The 16,965-nt window shown below is 68.2% G+C and carries 16 protein-coding genes and 2 pseudogenes; 12 read left to right on the top strand and 6 right to left on the bottom strand.

The window, feature by feature from the left end:
• The first annotated feature begins 223 nt into the window (after nucleotides 1-223).
• The 4 genes and pseudogenes from ABD714_RS11560 to ABD714_RS11545 form a co-directional block, all read left to right on the top strand.
• Entirely contained in the window at nucleotides 224-1,459 is a 1,236-nt protein-coding gene (locus ABD714_RS11560) for an IS110 family RNA-guided transposase (protein ID WP_344812503.1), read from the top strand.
• Nucleotides 1,437-2,285 carry an IS3 family transposase gene (locus ABD714_RS11555; protein ID WP_344812502.1) on the top strand — a complete coding sequence of 283 codons (849 nt, stop codon included), beginning with the start codon at nucleotides 1,437-1,439 and terminating at the stop codon, nucleotides 2,283-2,285. Before ABD714_RS11560 ends, ABD714_RS11555 begins: the two co-directional genes overlap by 23 nt.
• Before the next feature lie 193 nt (nucleotides 2,286-2,478).
• Nucleotides 2,479-3,585, top strand: coding sequence for an IS110 family RNA-guided transposase (locus tag ABD714_RS11550; protein WP_344812501.1), 1,107 nt, complete (start codon nucleotides 2,479-2,481; stop codon nucleotides 3,583-3,585).
• 24 nt (nucleotides 3,586-3,609) lie between these two features.
• Nucleotides 3,610-3,816 (top strand): annotated as a pseudogene (locus tag ABD714_RS11545) (integrase core domain-containing protein); the annotation flags it as partial.
• Between the two features lie 413 nt (nucleotides 3,817-4,229).
• On the opposite strand, the gene ABD714_RS11540 reads toward ABD714_RS11545, so the two are convergent.
• The gene (locus ABD714_RS11540; protein ID WP_344812500.1) at nucleotides 4,230-5,018 is read right to left on the bottom strand and encodes an NAD(P)-binding domain-containing protein; all 789 of its coding nucleotides are present in this window, start codon (nucleotides 5,016-5,018) and stop codon (nucleotides 4,230-4,232) included.
• Between the two features lie 149 nt (nucleotides 5,019-5,167).
• On the opposite strand from ABD714_RS11540, the pseudogene ABD714_RS11535 reads away from it, so the two are divergent.
• Both ABD714_RS11535 and ABD714_RS11530 read left to right on the top strand, forming a co-directional pair.
• Nucleotides 5,168-6,416 (top strand): annotated as a pseudogene (locus ABD714_RS11535) (IS256 family transposase).
• A gap of 532 nt (nucleotides 6,417-6,948) precedes the next feature.
• Nucleotides 6,949-7,062 (top strand): FAD-dependent oxidoreductase, encoded by a 114-nt coding sequence (locus tag ABD714_RS11530; RefSeq protein ID WP_344812498.1) that lies wholly within the window; start codon nucleotides 6,949-6,951, stop codon nucleotides 7,060-7,062.
• Here ABD714_RS11530 and ABD714_RS11525 read toward each other — a convergent pair.
• Nucleotides 7,059-7,505, bottom strand: a complete 447-nt coding sequence (locus ABD714_RS11525; RefSeq protein ID WP_344812497.1) for a hypothetical protein — start codon at nucleotides 7,503-7,505, stop codon at nucleotides 7,059-7,061. The genes ABD714_RS11530 and ABD714_RS11525 overlap by 4 nt on opposite strands.
• A gap of 215 nt (nucleotides 7,506-7,720) precedes the next feature.
• Between ABD714_RS11525 and ABD714_RS11520 the strand changes: the two genes are divergently transcribed.
• The 4 genes from ABD714_RS11520 to ABD714_RS11505 all read left to right on the top strand — a co-directional run bounded on the left by ABD714_RS11520 (nucleotide 7,721) and on the right by ABD714_RS11505 (nucleotide 11,312).
• Complete coding sequence (locus tag ABD714_RS11520) at nucleotides 7,721-8,011, top strand: hypothetical protein (protein ID WP_344812496.1); 291 nt, start codon at nucleotides 7,721-7,723, stop codon at nucleotides 8,009-8,011.
• Nucleotides 8,012-8,980: 969 nt separating this feature from the next.
• Nucleotides 8,981-9,538 (top strand): copper chaperone PCu(A)C, encoded by a 558-nt coding sequence (locus ABD714_RS11515; RefSeq protein WP_344812495.1) that lies wholly within the window; start codon nucleotides 8,981-8,983, stop codon nucleotides 9,536-9,538.
• 5 nt (nucleotides 9,539-9,543) lie between these two features.
• Entirely contained in the window at nucleotides 9,544-10,752 is a 1,209-nt protein-coding gene (locus ABD714_RS11510) for a Dyp-type peroxidase (RefSeq protein ID WP_344812494.1), read from the top strand.
• Nucleotides 10,749-11,312 (top strand): copper resistance CopC family protein, encoded by a 564-nt coding sequence (locus ABD714_RS11505; protein ID WP_344812493.1) that lies wholly within the window; start codon nucleotides 10,749-10,751, stop codon nucleotides 11,310-11,312. The genes ABD714_RS11510 and ABD714_RS11505 overlap by 4 nt, the downstream gene beginning before the upstream one ends.
• Nucleotides 11,313-11,813: 501 nt before the next feature.
• Here ABD714_RS11505 and ABD714_RS11500 read toward each other — a convergent pair.
• A complete protein-coding gene (locus ABD714_RS11500) occupies nucleotides 11,814-12,020 on the bottom strand; it encodes a hypothetical protein (protein ID WP_344812492.1) in 207 nt (68 codons plus the stop codon).
• A 374-nt stretch (nucleotides 12,021-12,394) separates the two neighbouring features.
• On the opposite strand from ABD714_RS11500, the gene ABD714_RS11495 reads away from it, so the two are divergent.
• On the top strand, nucleotides 12,395-13,150 hold the full coding sequence (locus tag ABD714_RS11495; protein ID WP_344812491.1) for an SH3 domain-containing protein: 756 nt from the start codon (nucleotides 12,395-12,397) through the stop codon (nucleotides 13,148-13,150).
• A gap of 39 nt (nucleotides 13,151-13,189) precedes the next feature.
• Here the strand turns inward: ABD714_RS11495 and ABD714_RS11490 are convergent, their stop codons facing one another.
• Complete coding sequence (locus ABD714_RS11490) at nucleotides 13,190-13,537, bottom strand: hypothetical protein (RefSeq protein WP_344812490.1); 348 nt, start codon at nucleotides 13,535-13,537, stop codon at nucleotides 13,190-13,192.
• A 1,040-nt stretch (nucleotides 13,538-14,577) separates the two neighbouring features.
• Between ABD714_RS11490 and ABD714_RS11485 the strand changes: the two genes are divergently transcribed.
• The gene (locus tag ABD714_RS11485) at nucleotides 14,578-15,339 is read left to right on the top strand and encodes a DUF3105 domain-containing protein (protein ID WP_344812489.1); all 762 of its coding nucleotides are present in this window, start codon (nucleotides 14,578-14,580) and stop codon (nucleotides 15,337-15,339) included.
• A 574-nt stretch (nucleotides 15,340-15,913) separates the two neighbouring features.
• Here ABD714_RS11485 and ABD714_RS11480 read toward each other — a convergent pair.
• Together ABD714_RS11480 and ABD714_RS11475 are read right to left on the bottom strand one after the other, a co-directional pair.
• A complete protein-coding gene (locus tag ABD714_RS11480) occupies nucleotides 15,914-16,072 on the bottom strand; it encodes a hypothetical protein (RefSeq protein ID WP_344812488.1) in 159 nt (52 codons plus the stop codon).
• A 279-nt stretch (nucleotides 16,073-16,351) separates the two neighbouring features.
• Nucleotides 16,352-16,965 (bottom strand): hypothetical protein (locus ABD714_RS11475; protein WP_344812487.1); only part of this gene is annotated, 614 nt, incomplete at its 5' end.

The following is a 16,965-nucleotide window of genomic DNA, read 5'->3' as shown; positions in this document are numbered from 1 at the left end:
CCAGTACGCACAGGTAGCCTGACCAAGCCATCGAACCTGTCCGTCAAAACGGGGCAATCCCAAGAGGCAGGACGCTTGGCGTCTGTAGCAGGCGCTATGGAATGTGGCTTCGAGCACGCGAATCAAATCCTTGTTCACTTTGCGGCTCTCCCCGAGGCACCCGTTTGGCCGGGTCGGCGGTCGCCGGCCCGGTAAGGGTCTTTGGCCGAGGAGGGTGGTCGCGGTGGAGGTGGTGTGCCAGCGGTGTGCTGGCATCGATGTGAGCAAGCGGGATGCGAAAGTGTGTGTCCGGGTCCAGGGCCGTGGAACCCGACGGACCTCGGTCACGGTGCGGACGTGGTCGTCGTCGATGCCGCAGATCCTGCGGCTGGCCGAGGAGCTGGCCGCGGCCGGGGTGGAGTTGGCGGTGATCGAGTCGACCAGCGACTACTGGCGGCCGTTCTTCTACGTGTTGTCGGAGACGATTCCGGTGATGTTGGTGAAGGCCTCGGATGTGAAGGGCATGCCCGGCCGCAAGAGCGATGTTAGCGACGCGGAATGGCTGGCCGATCTCGCGGCGCATGGGCTGGTGCGGCCCTCGTTCGTGCCGCCGGAGCCGCAGCGGCAGTTGCGGGACCTGACCCGGGCCAGGGTCGGGCTGTTCGCTGAGCGGACCCGGGAGCTGCAGCGGCTGGAGAAGGGGCTGGAGGATGCCTGCATCAAGCTGTCCGCGGTGGTCTCCGACATCAACGGCGTGTCGGCCCGGTTGATGCTGACGGCGCTGATCAACGCCGAGCGCGACCCGCAGACGCTGGCCGAGCTGGCCCGGGGACGGATGCGGTCCAAGATCGAGCAGCTGACCGAGGCGCTGACCGGCCGGTTCAATGATCATCACCGGTTCATGGTCCAGTTTCGGCTGACCAGAATCGACCAGATCGACGTCGACATCGCCACCATCGACGCCCGGATCGATGAGCTGGTCGAGGCTCAGGAATGGGTGGTGGCACGCGAACTGCTGGTCAGCGTGCCCGGCCTGGGCAAGCACGGTGCCGAGGACCTGCTCGCCGAGATCGGAGCCGACATGAGCGTGTTTCCCACTCCGCAGGCGCTGGCAGCCTGGGTCGGGGTCGCGCCAGGCTCGCACGAGTCCGCGGGCCACCGACATCCGGTCGCGGTCAGGCCCGGGAACCGCTACGCGAAACGAGCGTTGGGGATCGCGGCGAAGTCCGCTGCCCGGATGCGGTCGGGGTTCCTGGCCGCCCGGTTCAAACGGCTCTGCGCCCGCCGCGGCTACAACAAGGCGCTGGTCGCGATCCAGCACTCGATGATCACCTCGATCTGGCACCAGCTGTCCACCGGGCGGCCCTACCGAGACCTCGGCGGCGACTACTACCACCGCCACGCCCCGCAGCAAGCACTGCGCCGCAAGATCAAAGAGCTCGAAGCCGCCGGCTACCGTGTCGAGGCAATCGCCGGCTGAACCCGAACCGAACACAGACCTGGACGCCGCTCACCCGCGGTGGTCGGGACCCTTTTCGAATCAGAGCCGCGGCCTTCTTCGCGACGGAGAACCAGAACCGGTGAGTTGCTACCGGCTGATGGAGGCGGAGAAGGCCACCTACGAGATCGCCCGGATGGCCCGACTGCTCGGGGTGTCGAGGTCAGGCTTCTACGACTGGCAAGCCCGCCAGGCCGCTGGCCCGTCGCCTCGACAGCAGCGCCAGGCAGCACTGGTGGACAAGATCAAACGGTTCCATGTCGCCTCCGACGAGGTCTACGGTTCTCCGCGGATCCTGGCCGATCTGCGGGAGGACGGGGAGAAGGTGTCCCGCAAGACCGTGGCGAAGCTGATGCGCCGGCACGGGATCGTCGGGATCAGCCCACGGGGCTGGGTGCCGCCGACCACGATCGTCGACCCGGCGGCCGGGAGCCTGCCGGACCTGGTCGAGCGTCGCTTCGACCAGGGGCAGCTGAACCAGGTCTGGACCTCCGACATCACCTACTTGAGCACCGGTCAGGGCTGGCTGTACTTGTGCGCGGTCCGCGACGGCTGCTCCCGCCGGGTCCTCGGCTGGGCGATCACCGATCATCTGCGCGCCGACCTGGTCGATCAGGCGTTGACCATGGCGTTCGTGCTCCGTGGCCAGCTCCCCGCGCAGGTGATCTTTCACGCTGACAGGGGATGTCAGTACACCTCAGCTCAGATCGCCGACCTGTGTGGCGATCTCGGTCTGCTGCAGTCGGTGGGGCGGACCGGGGTCTGTTGGGACTGCGAGCATCCTCGTATCGCTGCCGCGGGGGTCTGACCCTTGTTATGACCGGCCCTGCGGGTGCCTTGGCGTTGACGTGTCGACCGTCGCGGCAGCGATGCTCGAGCCTGCTGGCCGAGCGGGCAGTGACCTGATAGGAGCCTGACTCGACCAGGGTCTCATCGCAGTCTTGTCCGCCCGACCGACCAGCCGGCGTTGACCAAGGATCTGTGAAGGAGACCCACGGCCCATGCCCAGCATGCAACTACGACGCGACGATGTCATCGTCGGTGTCGACACCCACAAGGACCAGCACGTCGCGGTCTTGCTCGACGGCCTCGGCGGCCGAGTCGACGACCTGTTCATTCCCGCCACCCTGACTGGCTTCGCTCAGCTTCTCGCGTTCTGTGAGCGTCGTATCGGCACAGACGGGCGGCTCGTTGCCTTCGGCGTCGAGGGCACCGGCTCCTACGGCATCGGCCTGGCTCGGTTCCTGCGACGTCACGGTTATACGGTCCACGAGGTTCACCGGCCACCGCGCAAGGGCGAGCGTCGAATGTCGGGCAAGAGCGACACCATCGACGCCGAACACGCGGCACGCCAGGTGCTCTCCGGTGCCCGGATGGCGCAGCCGAAGACCGCTGACGGGCAGATCGAAGCGCTGCGGTTGATCAAGATCGCCCGCGACACAGCTGTGAAAGCCCGCACCACCGCGATGATCACGCTCAAGGCGACCCTGGTCACCGCCGGCGACGAGCTCCGCGCGGAGCTCGAGCCGTTGACCGACTTCAAGCTCGTCGCGGCCTGCGCTGAACTGGAGTCGGCCAACTCGTTGGGCAATCCCGACGCGGCGATGCGCCACGTCCTGGGCTCGTTGGCCCGACGCTGGTTTGACCTGCACGAGGAGATCAAGATCCACAGCCGACACCTCAAGAAGCAGACCAAGGCGGTGGCTCCGCAGCTGGTGCAAGCGGTCGGCGTCGGACTCGACATCGCTGCCGAGCTGCTCGTGACCGCCGGTGACAACAGAGACCGGATCCGCTCCGAGGCGGCGTTCGCCAAGATGTGCGGCGCTTGTCCCATCCCGGCCGGGTCTGGCAAGACCAACGGCCGGCACCGTCTCAACCGTGGCGGGAACCGACAAGCCAACGCCGCTCTCTACCGAGCCGTCATCGTTCGGATGCGCTGGCACGAACCGACCATCGCCTACGTCACCAGACGCACCGCCGAGGGGCTGTCCAAACGCGAGATCATCCGTTGCCTGAAGCGCTACCTCGCCCGAGAGATCTACCACCTCCTGCCACCCCTCGACGCCATCGCCCTCACGGCAGCGACCCCACCGAAATCGGTCGCCTGATGAGTTGCGCAATATAGGAGCATCAACGCTGCCACCGAGTCGTTCTGGTCCACCCTGAAGACCGAGTTCTACAACCGCCACGTCTGGGCCACCAAGGCCGACGCAGCAGCCGGGGTCGGCCGCTGGATCGAGGAGCGGTTCAACCGACTCCGACGTCATTCCTCGATCGACATGATGACCCCAGTCCAGTACGAGAACCACCTACACCAGACGGCTACCCTGGCCGCCTGATCGCGTGTCCGTCAGAACGGGTCATCCCCACGGGGCGGCGGTCAGCAGCACGGTCGGTCATGGCGGCTCTCTGTCGACAAGTCGGTGAACGGGATCGGGCAGCAGTCACGGGAGGCGCAGACGGCGAGTCACAACCCGCCTCGACGGCCGCGGTCAAGGTGGCGCGGATAGCGGTGAGGCCAACGATCCGGGCGTCCACCTCCGCGATCTTGGCCGCCGCCCGCTCCTGCAGCCCAGGTGCCGGGCGGCCGTGCCGGTGTCGGCCGACCTCGTCGCTGACCTCCACACCCGGCTCAACAGCCACCAGCCGACGCCGAACCACCAGCACTCTCCCCCTCGAGAGTTGACCTCAGCCGGGCGCGATCGGTAGCGGGACTTCTCAATGGCCAACCCCACGACCGCCGAGCAACGCCCTACAGTCGGCGTCGGACACCCATGCCGTGGTCGACGGAGCGAGTGGGAAGATTCGAGTCGGTGGCCGGATGACCGTGGTGACGCGTCAGCCCCAGGGCAGCCAGGTGAGGGATGTCGGGCCGGAACCCGGTGCACCAGATCATCACGTCGGCATCAAGTCGGCGGGGTGGGTCGTCCCACGCCACGCCTGTCGAGGTGAGCCGGTCGAACATCGGCTGTGCGTTGAGCAGGCCCCGGTCTCGCGCGGCACGGACGGTCGGAACGGCCACGATGTCGCCGAGGCTGGCCACCCCCTTCTGGGCCGGGTCTGGGTTGCGGACGGCCCGGGTGGCGATGTCGAACAAGGCGCGGCCGTCGACGTCGTCGGGTAGATAGCGCGGTGGCCGCAACGTCAGCCACGTGACGGTGCCGTCGTGGCGACCGGCCAGGTCGGCGGTGATCTGGGCAGCCGAGTTCCCGCCACCCACGACCAGCACACGGGCTCCTTGGAAGTCATCGGCCCGGCGGTAGTGCTGGGTGTGCAGCTGATGCCCCCGGAAGGTGGCCATGCCCGGGTACCGCGGCCAGAACGGACGGCCCCATGTCCCGGTGGCGCTGATGACCACCCGGGCCGACCAGGAACCTTGGTCGGTGACGACCCGGAACCCGTCCCCCTCCGGATCACGATCGACGCCGGTGACCGTGTTCGGCCGGCGCACGGGCAGCCGGTACCGCTGCTCATAGGCCTCGAGGTACCGGCGCACGTGGTCCGCCGAGGGGGTTTCGCTAATGCCCTTCCCTGGCGGCATCGGCCAACCGGGCAGGGAGCTATAGGAGTGGAGTCCAGCAGAGTGGTGTACGACGGACCTGAGTGAGCGCGTGCCTGCAACGTAGGCGCGGCCACCGGGTGGATCCTTCGAGTGATCTCTCACAACCAACTCGAAGAAGGACACCAACGATGACCGCTGTTCCCAGTATCGACCCTGCCCGCTTCTTGAACGAGCAGCTGTCCCAGGCCAGCCCGGACCTGCTGCGTGACTTGTTGACCACGTTCGTCAACGCTCTCCTGTCTGCGCAGGCCGATGCGGTCTGCGGCGCCGGCTACGGCGAGCGCAGCGACGAGCGGGTCAATTCCCGCAACGGCTACCGCCACCGTGACCTCGACACCCGCATCGGCACCCTCGACGTTGCGGTGCCGAAGCTTCGGACCGGGTCGCTGTATCCGGACTGGCTGCTGGAACGCCGCAAGCGGGCCGAGCAGGCCCTGACCTCGGTGGTGGCGACCTGCTACCTGCTGGGGGTCTCGACCCGGCGGATGGACAAGCTGGTGCAGACCCTCGGCATCACTGGCTTGTCGAAGTCCCAGGTGTCGGTGATGGCCCAAGAGCTCGACGAGCACGTCGAGCAGTTCCGCACCCGCCGACTCGACGCGGGTGGCCCGTTCACGTTCGTGGCCGCGGATGCGCTGGTGCTCAAGGTCCGCGAAGGCGGCCGGGTGGTGCCGGTGCATGTGCTGGTCGCGACCGGTGTCAACGCCGACGGCCACCGGGAGGTCCTCGGCGTCCAAGGTCACCTCCAGCGAGGACGGCGCGGGCTGGCTGGGTTTCTTCCGTGACCTGACCGCACGAGGCCTGTCCGGGGTCCAACTCGTCACCAGCGACGCCCACGCCGGCCTGACCACAGCGATCGCAGCCACAGTTCCTGGCGCGGCCTGGCAACGGTGCCGCACCCACTACGCCGCGAACCTGATGTCGGTCACCCCGAAGAACAGCTGGGGCTGGGTGAAAGCACTGCTGCACTCGATCTACGACCAGCCCGACGCCGAGGCCGTCCACGCCCAGTTCGACCGTGTCATCGACGCCTTGGTCCACAAGCTTCCCGCGGTCGCCGACCATCTCGAAGGCGCCCGCGCCGACATTCTCGCGTTCACCACGTTCCCGAAGGAGATCTGGCGCCAGATCTGGTCCAACAATCCCCAGGAACGACTGAACCGCGAGATCCGTCGCCGCACCGATGTGGTCGGGATCTTTCCCAACCGGGCCAGCATCATCCGGCTCGTCGGAGCGGTCCTGGCCGAACAACACGATGAATGGATCGAGGGCCGTCGCTACCTCGGACTCGACGTCCTCACCAGGTCCCGAGCAGTCCCCACCACCACCGACTCCGAGGGGGTGGCCGAACCCGAACTCCAAGCCCTCACCGCCTGAACAACACGCCCAACCGAAGGATCAACTTCGTACACCACCCCGCAGGACTTGACCGCTATAGGCAGCAGGCGAGAACAGCCGCAACGACTCCCACCCGTCGCCCCAGGCGCCGCCGGGAGCGGGACGCTGATCGAGCAGCACAGACTTGAGCGGCGGTCGTCCGGGCGGCCGGTCCCGATTGGCCCGCTGCAGGTAGTAGCCGGCCGCGAGCGCCGCCTGGCCACCCCCGATGACCACAACGTCGACGGCCTCCCCATGACCGACTCCCACCCACGAACCCTGCCACGGACACCAAGGCGACCCGCCCACTGTTGGGTGTATTTCTACAGATCGGTCACCCAAGTCGGCGGTAGGACACCTGGCCCACCGTGGTGCGTTCGGAGGACACCGCCCCGCTCCACCCTGCACCGGGCAATGAAAGCCACCTCCGGATCGTCGGTTCCCGTTGCGGGCCGCGCCGAGCCCCTTGCCGCTTGAGCGTCGCTGCTTGACGCTTGCTTGGTGTAGGCAGCCCGAGATGTGAGGAGCTCCGATGACGCACGTGGTGATCTGTGGTGGCGGCGCGATTGGGCTCCTGACTGCTCGCCTGCTGGCTCGGCGCGAGCTCGAGGTGACCATCGTCGAACGGGAGAACCGGTCAACCTAGATCCGCTGGACGGCAATAGCCATGGCTGGCAGCGTCCTGGGGTAGCGCAAGCCTTCCACGCACATCTCTTCCACGCCAGGATCAGCAGGGTTCTCGAGGCCGAGCTGCCCATTGTCCAGTCGATGACCCGACGGGGCGTCGGGCAGGTCAGTCCAGACTTCGGCTCCGGATACGACGACGTCGTGCTTCTGGCGCGGCGACCGGTCTTCGAGTCGGTGCTGCGGCAGGCGGCCCGTGAAGATCATCGGATCAACTGGCGCCACGATTCCGCGCACGGCTACGTCGTCGAGGACAACCGGGTCATCGGACTTCACGTGACCGGCGGCGATGTGACCGGAGATCTGGTCATCGACGCCGGCGGCAAGAGGTCCCAGACACCTCGATGGTTGGCCGCCGCAGGCGTCAAGATGCGCACCGAGGAGCGCTACCCCTGCGACCTGCACTACTTCTCGCGCCACTACCGGCTCACGACCGGGTCGACCTTTCCCGGCGAAGTCGGCGTGGCGCTAGAGCTCACCCCCGGACGGCATGTTCTTGGTCATCCGGGGCGACAACGACAGCTACGCCTTCGCCGGTGCGGTGTCCAACCAAGGGCCCCCTCCGGGGACGCTTGCGTGACCCCGCCCGCTTCGAAGCCCTGCTCGGCAGGCTCCCGGTCATGGCGCCCTGGTTGAGCGTCGGCGATCCCATCACCGACGTCACCGTGATGGCCGGTCTGGCCAATCGCAGGAGGACCTTGATCCGGGACGGCGCTCCGGTAGTCAGGAGTCTGGTGCTGGTCGGCGACGCGCTCCTCTACACCAACGCCACCTTCGTTCAGGGCATCGCTCTCGGCGCATGGGAAGCGCAGGCGCTGGCCCGCCTGATCACCGACCTCGGCGTGGCCGACCCTCACTTGCATGGCGAACTCAAACGCCGGGCTCGGCGAGCTCGCCGGCGGACACCATGACTGCGATCCACAGAACGGTGTAGGGGCGAAGACCGCCGAGATAGTTGCGCCCGCGGCCACCGCGAGGCGCAACCAGTCCGCGCCTGCACCCCCGCGGCGCCCGATGAGCCGGTGGAAACGGTCAAGAACCCGAGCAGCAGCGGCAGGTGCAGCGCCTCCTGGCGAACCGGGATCGTGAATCCTCGACGGGAACGCTTGGGCGTCCTTCTCGTAGACTCCTCGCCATGATGTCCGCCCCGGCTGGCGCGCGGCGCCCCGGTCAGGGGGGTGTGCGTCTGTTGCGGGCCGCAGCGCTGGGTGGTAGCTCGCTGCTGTTGGCGGCGTGGGCCCACCTCGCCGGGGGTGGCGCTGCGCCGAACACGGCAGCGATGGTGCTGGCGGGGTGCGCGACCGGGGTGATCGCGGTGTCGGTGACGGCCCGTCGGTGCCGGATGCCTCTGCTGCTCACCGTGTTAGGGCTGGAGCAAGCTGGTCTGCACCTGCTGTTCGGATCCTCCGCGGCTGCCTTGTGCCTACCGAACGCGCCGATGAGCCACGGGCTCCACGCGGGTGCGAGCTGTGTGAGCGTGGCCGGCCAGCACAGCATGGCGGAGCCGGGTCTGGTGATGGTGCTGGCTCATGTGGCCGCCCTGATCGTGATGGCGTGGGTGTTGGCCCGTGGCGAGCAGTGGGTGTGGGGGTTGGTGGATGCCGCGACCGCGGTCCTGGCTCCTCGACCGTCCCGGCGCCGTGGCCGGCTTGCCCGGCAGGTCCCGGCACCGGCGTACCGGCGTGCCGGGATTCAGCTGGTGGCCTTGGCACCGACACGCGGGCCACCTCAGGGATAGAACGTTTGCTGGTGCGCCCGAACCCTCTCGGTGGGGCGCACTTTGACGTGCGTTGTCGCCGTCTCGTTCGGTCCCTGCCTCTCTACCTGAACAAAGGTCACTTCCTCTCATGCCCGTTTCTCTGTTCCATACCTCCATCTCTGTGTCCTCTCCGGCGGCCCTGTCGTGGCGCCGCTTCCCCGGTCTGGCTCTGGTGGCGCTGGCCGCTGTGCTCGCGCTGCTCGGCGCGGCCGGCTGCTCGTCGACGGCCACACCGTCATCGGGATCCGGCACCCCGTCGACCAGCGCCGCGGTGGCGCTGTCGGATGGCTACGTCAAAGCGACGGCGAAGGACGGCGACATGGCGATGTCGGCGATCTTCGGCACGTTGACCAACACCACCGGCTCCGATGTCAGCCTGGTCAAGGCGTCCAGCGACGCGGCCGGCACGGTCGAGCTGCACGAGATGGTGATGGACGGTGGTGCGATGAAGATGCGCCCCAAGGACGGCGGCATCCTCGTCCCCGCGAACGGCACCGCCGTGCTCGACCCGGGCGGTCTGCACATCATGCTGATCGGGCTGGCCCGCGACATCAAGGCCGGGGACACCGTGACCGCCGATCTGGAGTTCTCCAACGGCGACAAGGTCACCGCCACCGTCGTGGGTCGGGACATGGCCAACGCCAACGAGTCCTACGACCCGACGAACGACAACGGCTGACCCCGATGCCGGACACCACACTGAGCACCTCTGGTGGTCTGTCTCGTCGGCGGCTCTTCGCCGCCGGCGGGGCGGCCGCTGTCGGCGTGGCTGGCACCGCGGTGGCGGGCGGTCTGGTCGGCCGCGCCACCGCCAGTGAGCACCCCACCCCCGCGACGGAGTCGCTGCTGGTGCCGTTCCACGGCGAGCACCAGGCCGGGGTCGCGACCCGGCCGCAGACCCACGCGGTGGTGGCCGCCTACACCCTCCGCGGCGGCGCCACGCTCGAGGCGGCCGGACGGATGATGCGCCTCGTCACCGACGACGCCCGCCGACTGACTGCCGCCACCCCGGCCTTGAACGACCAGGAGCCCGCCCTGGCCCAGATACCGGCGCGGCTGACCGTGACGGTCGGCTTCGGTAGCGGACTGTTCAGCAAGCTCGGGCTGACCGACGAGCAGCCGGCGGGGCTGATCGACCTGCCCGCTTTCCGGATCGACCGGCTGCAGCCAGCCTGGTCCGGCGGCGACCTGATCCTGCAGGTCTGCGCCGACGACCCCCTGGTCGTGGCGCACGCGCTGCGGCAACTCACCAAGACCCTGCGGACCTTCACGACCGGTCGCTGGGTGCAGCGAGGCTTCACCCAGACCACCGCCCAGCTCGACGGCGCCGGCGCCGGCCGCAACCTGATGGGCCAGGTCGACGGCACCGCCAACCCCGGCCCCGACACTCCCGACTTCGCCCCGCTGGTCTGGGCTGGCGGTCCGGGCTGGTTCAGCGGCGGCACCACCATGGTGGTCCGCCGGATCGCCATGCAGCTCGACACCTGGGACGAGCTCGACACCGCCGGCAAAGAGATCGCGGTCGGCCGCCGACTCCACAACGGGGCACCGCTGACCGGCAGCCTGGAGACCGACGAGCCCGACTTCACCGTCACCGACACCACCGGCCTGCCCGTCATCCCCGCCTTCGCCCACATCGCCCGCGCCCGCCACACCAACGACACCGAACGGTTCCTCCGCCGCGCCTACAACTACGACGACGGACTCACCGACTCCGGGCTGATCTTCACCACCTTCCAAGCCGACATCGCCCGCCAGTACCTTCCGGTGCAGCAGAGGCTCGCCGACAACGACCTGATGAACGAATGGACCACCCCGATCGGCTCGGCCACCTTCGCGCTGCCGCCCGGCTGCTCACCTGACGGCTATCTCGGCGAAGGGCTTCTGCCATGACCACACCCGGCCGACCACGACACCCGCTCGTCAGGACCGTGGTGGCGGTGGTGGTGGCGACAGCCGTGGTGCTCATCGGGCTCCCGTGCCGGGCGGCAGCGCATGGCGGTGTGCTCGACTACTCCACCCCCGCCGAGGGTGCTGCGGTCGCCGAGCTTCCCCAGATCGTGCTCCGGTTCACCACGCCGATCCTGACCGAGTACAGCCAGTTCGTCCTCACCCAGACCGGCGGCACCCCGATCACCCTGCAGCCGACCTACACCCCGGACAGCCAGACCGTCACCTTGCAACCAGCTACCACCGTCCCCGACGGAGGCTACCGGCTCGCCTACCGGATCGTCTCCGACGACGGCCACCCCGTCACCGCCACCATCGGCTTCACCGTCGGCGACACCACCGCCACACCCCCACCAGCCCCCACCACCAGGCCCTCCGAGCCCGGCATCCTCGACGCGGAACGGTTCGAGAGAGACAAGGCGCTGCCCTGGGTACTCGGCGGCGCCGGACTCCTCGTTATCGCCGCCTTCGTCTACCTGCTCACCCGCCGACCTCAGCCCTGATCGACGACACCTGCTAACCGTCCCGGTCCAGCGGACCACTGGCGCGGCCAACACCCGCTCCAGCAGTCCGACGTTCGTCCAGGTGGCCGACACCGCCAGCGGGCGCTGAGCTCGCTGGGTTTCCTTAACGGGCTGACAAAGTCAGCAGCCACCTCCGCGTCGGATGGGCAGGGCAGGGCGCAGTTCGACCCCGGAGTCAACGACATCTCGACAAGACGTCGCCCGTGTGTCGTTGGGTCGCTTCTCGGCCGTCCCGCAGCGCGCCACACCCTCAACCAGCCGCACGGACTGTCCGTCACGACCGCTCCTGTGCAGCGTCCACCAAGATTGTCGAGGACCTCGAACGGAGACTCGACATCGCCTCGCCGCGACGCCTTCGCGGATCGCCAGGACGGCGATGACCAGCGCGGCGATGGAGTCGGCCCACATCAGCCGAACAGGGCGTTGAGGACCAGGCCGACCAACACCGTGCCGGACAGTAGATGCACAACAACATCTGCTTCACATCAGCCTAGACGCTGCGGGAGCCCAAATCACGACCGGTGCGAACTCGAACCAGGCCAGCATCAGCATGATCAGCAAGCTCGCCGTGGCGATGCCGATGCCCAGCGAGCTGTGGTCGACCTCTTCGGCCCCGGTCAGCGTCAACACCGCGTCGACGGTGACGTAGGCGGCGAGTGCGAAGAACGCGATGCCGATCGCGCGCACCGTCACCTTCTTCCACCGCTCAGCGTTCCTGCGAGTGAACTGCCAGGCGATGGCCGCGGCGGACAAGACCTCGGGTCACGGTGTGACGTGCGTCTCTGGATTTGAGTCCCGCCCGTGACCTGTGCTTCCCTTGCCGAGCGTTAGGTAACGGATTGATATCGGGAGATTGCATGGTGCGAGCACGCCCCCGCCGGGCACTTCAGGCGCCGCTAGGCGTCCGGGTGGTTCGAGTCGCCGCTCCGGCGATCGCGGCCGGAGCCTTGATCACGACGGTGGCGGTCACGGCGTGGCCCAGCAGCGTCGGCTCGGTGGAGGCTGTGCCGGCCAGGTCGGCCGGTTCACCAAGGGCCGCGACGCCCTCGGGCTCTGCACCCGTGGAGAGAACGCGGTCCACCCAGGCCGAGCGAAGCGACCGCAGCGAGGACCGCCCGTCGCTGACCCCCGCCGGCGAGAAGACCGCCGAGAAGAAGAAGGCCGCCGGGCAACAGCGGGCCAAGCAGCAGGCCGCGAAGAAGGAGAAGGAGAAGGAGAAGGCCGCCGAGCTCGATCTCACGGTGGTCGGTTCGCGCTACACCACCGCGGCACTGAAGCTGCGCACGGAGCCGTCGAAGAGCGCGAAGTTCGTCGATGTGGTCGACGAGGCCGAGAAGATCAAGATCACCGACACCGTCCGCGAGGGCTACCGACTGGTGGTCGTGTCCGACAAGGGCCGGTGGGTGACCGACGAGTACCTGAGCAAGAAGAAGCCGACGGAGTCCGCCGCCGGCGTCTCTGACGCCTCCTGCAGCAAGAGCGCCGACATCGAGTCAGGGCTGGTGTCCAACGGGGTCAAGGTCTACCGCGCCATGTGCGCGGCGTTCCCCGAGGTGAGCTCTTTCGGCGGTCGGCGGTCCAGCAATGACCTCCACGGCTCGGGTCAGGCTATCGACGCCATGATCTCCGGCTCCGCCGCCGGCCGGCGCCTGGCCGACTGGCTGCGCGACAACGCCTCCGAGCTCGGCGTGAGCGAGGTTATCCACGCCCAGAAGATCTGGACCGTCCGGCGGTCCGGCGAGGGATGGCGCGGCATGTCCGACCGCGGGTCGGTGTCCGCCAACCACTACGACCACGTGCACGTCAGCGTCTACTGAGCGACGGTCACTCGCCGCGGTTGACCTCGTTGGTGGCGGTCATCGGGCGGCCTGGTGAAGCCCGAAGGCGCACCTAAGCGATCCCGGCTCGAGGCATGCATCACCAACGCCGAACCTCAAGTCGGGCAGATTCCGAAGACGGCCGCTATTACAGATGATTTCTAGAACGACGAATCCCAGATGCCACCGCGCTGCAACTTCACCCAACGGGGTCACCCCGGTCATTTCGATGCGGCGTTTACCGTCGGGCAGCGCGAAGCTCGTGCCCGGCTTCAGCAGGATCCGCAGGGATCCCTGGGCGTCCTTCACTTGCGTCAGCCCGGTGGTGTCGAGGGAGTAGACGTTCTCGGGTCGGCCGGCCTCGGTCTTCGGCGGCCCGGTCCACACCTGACGTAGAGCGCCGGATCGATCAGGTCCGAGAAGGAGAGCGTGGGCCCTGGTCGTCGATCTTCGCGGTGGGCGCGAAGACGCCTTCGAAGGCGAGCCGTTCGGGCCGGCCGTCGGGCACCTTGACCACCCGAAGAAGTTGCCGTCCTGCGGCACGAACACCACCGGCCCGGGGTAGGCGACGTCACTGTTACCGTCGGTGACGGTGATCAGGGGGCGTCGCCGTGCCCGATCAGGTGCACCGTGGTGCCAGCTGAGGATCCGGTTCGAACCGATCCGGCAGCCGTCACCGGCTCCCCGCCGACGTGGACGGTGCCCCACTCCCGTCAGTGGACCAGTCCAGCCGCGCGCCGGTCGCTGGCCGCCGGCCAGTCTTCATCGCCGGAGCAGCCCAACGATCCCGACCGACCCGACCACCGAGGGCCCACCCGCCGACGTTCCCAGCCCAGGCTTGAGCTGGCTGCGCCTGCTGACCACAGCCGGCGCAGCCCTGCTCGGGACACAGCTCGCGGGCCAGCCGTCCTCCAGCACCGCCGACTACGCTCCGTCTCTCCGCCCAGCTGGCGGTGGTCGAAGGGCCCGAGCCCGCCTGGCCGAGTTCCGTGACACCGTCATCGACCTGGCCGGCCGGGCCCCCGCAGATTGGCGCCACCTCGATCACCCTGGTCAGGCGCGCACGCTCGCCGCCCTGGCGAGCATGGTAGAACGCACCCGCTAGGACCCACCTACACCGACAGCCAGCCACGCATCAATTACCACAGCTCACCCACGACATCCGACAGGCCATATTTCGGCACGCCAGCCGGCCCGGCCGGATCCTCGCCGCCATCCTCCCTGCTCCCTCCCTCACCCACACCGACCACCGTCCACCGCCGGAACCGGTCCGACCAACGCGCGGTCCGAGACCGCCAAACCCGACCCCGGGCGAAACAGGCGGATCGACCGTCTCGGCCGTAAGAGCGACCGCTCGCTCCGGGAATAGACTGCGGGACCGCTCATCCGTTGGTGAAAGCGATAGCCCGCCCAGAGAGGAACCACCCGTGACCCCACCGGACAAGCCGACGTCTCGCCGCACATCTGGCGGCGGCGCCTCGAACAGCCGACGCCATCAGCAGGCCGCCGCCGACGCCGCCAACCGGGCCGGGCAGCGCCGCCGCGCCGCCGCCCTGGTGGCGATCTGCGTCGTGCTGGCGACGGCGCTGCTGTCCTACCCGGTGTACCTGGTGATCCAAGACAGCCGGGCCAGCAACGCCGACCTCGCCGACCTCGGCGTCGCTCAGTCCGACGCCGGCTGCGACCCGGTCACCACCAACCCAGCCTCCGGCAACCAAAACCACGTCGCCGACGGCACCCCCGTCACCTACGACCCGGCCCCACCTGACTCCGGGCCGCACTACGCCTCACCGGCCCCGTTCAGCAAACGCTTCTACACCGTCGACGACCGACCCGCCGTCGCGACCCTGGTCCACAACCTCGAACACGGCTACACGGTGGCCTGGTACCGCCCGGACGCCCCGCCAGGCGACGTCGACGCACTGCAGGCCGTGGCCAAGACGTTCACCGCCTCCGACTACGACCCCACCCAGAAATTCATCGCCGCTCCCTGGACCAGCGCCGACGGCGCCTTCCCCACCGGGAAGAATCTCGTCCTCGCCCACTGGACCGCCGACCCCGCGCAACCCGCTGACACCACCCTCCAACAAGGCGTCCAGCAGGCCTGCGCCACCGTCAGCGGCGCAGCCGTCGGCTCCTTCCTGCAGACCTACCCCTCTACCAGCTCACCCGAACCGAACGGCGCCTGAGCTGAGCCAACTTGCCGCACACCGCACCGACCTCCCCTGGCGGCCAGCGCGATCTCGCGGAGGGCGACAGCTGTTCCCGGAGCCGGCGTAGAAGTGGGAGGTCGCGGATCCAGGCCCTGGCCGTAGAGAGCAACCGCCAACCCCGCAGCCCAGAACCAGACTTGTTGGACAGGCAGCCAGGCAAGGTGAAGATACTATTGACCAAGTCTGGCGTCGGTGGACACCGCGACCCCAGGAGGGACACTGACCGCCTCATGCACGGCCGTTAAGGGGGTGCGATCATGCGGCACATCGACGCCATGCACGACGCCTGATGCGATCTGTTCGGGGCGCGGGTCAGCGGCCTCAGCTCTGGCTGAGGCGTAGGAACGCTTGGGCTGGGCCGTGCACGTGGAGAGCGGCGGCTCGGGTGCCGGGTGCGGGGACGGGTGTACCCATGAGGCGGGCTTGGACTCTAACGCGGTCGGGATGAGCTGATCAGCGCATCGCAGCCGTCGTAGGCGACCGAGCGGACGACGCCGGTCGTGGCGGCGCCCGGCGCCGTGCCGTGGGGTTCGGGTGGGGTAAGGCGGATCTATCGCGAACGCAGCACATCGCGGCGCAGCACCAGCGCCAGCCAGATACTGGCCAAGGTGACGAAGGCGGCGATTGTGAAAAGCCAGGTCAGCAGACCGAAGTTGGCGACCAGCCCCTCGGTCACGTAGCCCATGATCACGAAGATCACGATGGCCACGGTGGCCGCCGCGCCTCAGCCCAGCGCGGCCCGCCGCGACCGGCATACAGGTCGGTGTCGGTGTGCAACCGCAGCAGCAGAAAATTCGCCCCCGTGCAGCACGAACAGGAGCAGGGTCGCGAAGCCCGCCGGCGATGGCGAACGGGATGACCAGATCACCCACCCCGGCGCGCACCCGCGACGACCGTTCTCGTAGTCAAGTCGGCTATTGCCGATCGAGGAGTCGCTCTCCGGGCGAGACGAGCGGAGCCGATTCAGCTTCACTTGAGGGTCGCATCCCTAATCGTCAAGGATCGGGCGCCTGTTTCTGGACATGACTGACGCGAAGATGAGGCAGCGGACAGCGGTCATCAGCATCGTCGCGGTCCACAGTACGCTGAACCCTTCGACTAGCGAGCGGGTCGACAGGTGTTCGTTGGAGAGCGTCCACGGCGACAGAACATATGAGACGGCCAGGGTCGTGACGGCACAGATCAACGACCCGCAGCCGACGAAGCACAACCATCCGGACGAGGCGGTCGTCCGTCGCACGTGCCCGGACGGCGCACCATGCAGAGCCAGGGAGCCGAGACCAGCCACGGCTATCGCAACCACGCCGAGCAGGGTGTAGATCGTCCCGCTGCCGCCGTCAGGGGAGGCCGACCCTGTCACCGAGCCGTCGCCGAGCACCCCTGCCAGATGCCAGGCACCGAGATTGATTGCATAGCCGAGGCCCAGGGCGATCGTCGCCCAGCGACCCGCCCGGGCCGCGCCGAGCTCGGCGTAGGCCGCAGCCAGCTCATCGACCGCACCCAGCTCGTCGACGGCGCGGGCTTCGGCGGCGCGAGGGCTTAGCCTCAATCCACCGATTGGCTTGGGTAGTTGATCTTGGTTTGGGGTTGGCCCGGTTACTG

It is taken from the genome of Microlunatus aurantiacus (assembly GCF_039536605.1).
Taxonomy (GTDB): domain Bacteria; phylum Actinomycetota; class Actinomycetes; order Propionibacteriales; family Propionibacteriaceae; genus Microlunatus; species Microlunatus aurantiacus.
This window is presented reverse-complemented; position numbering and strand designations above follow the sequence as displayed.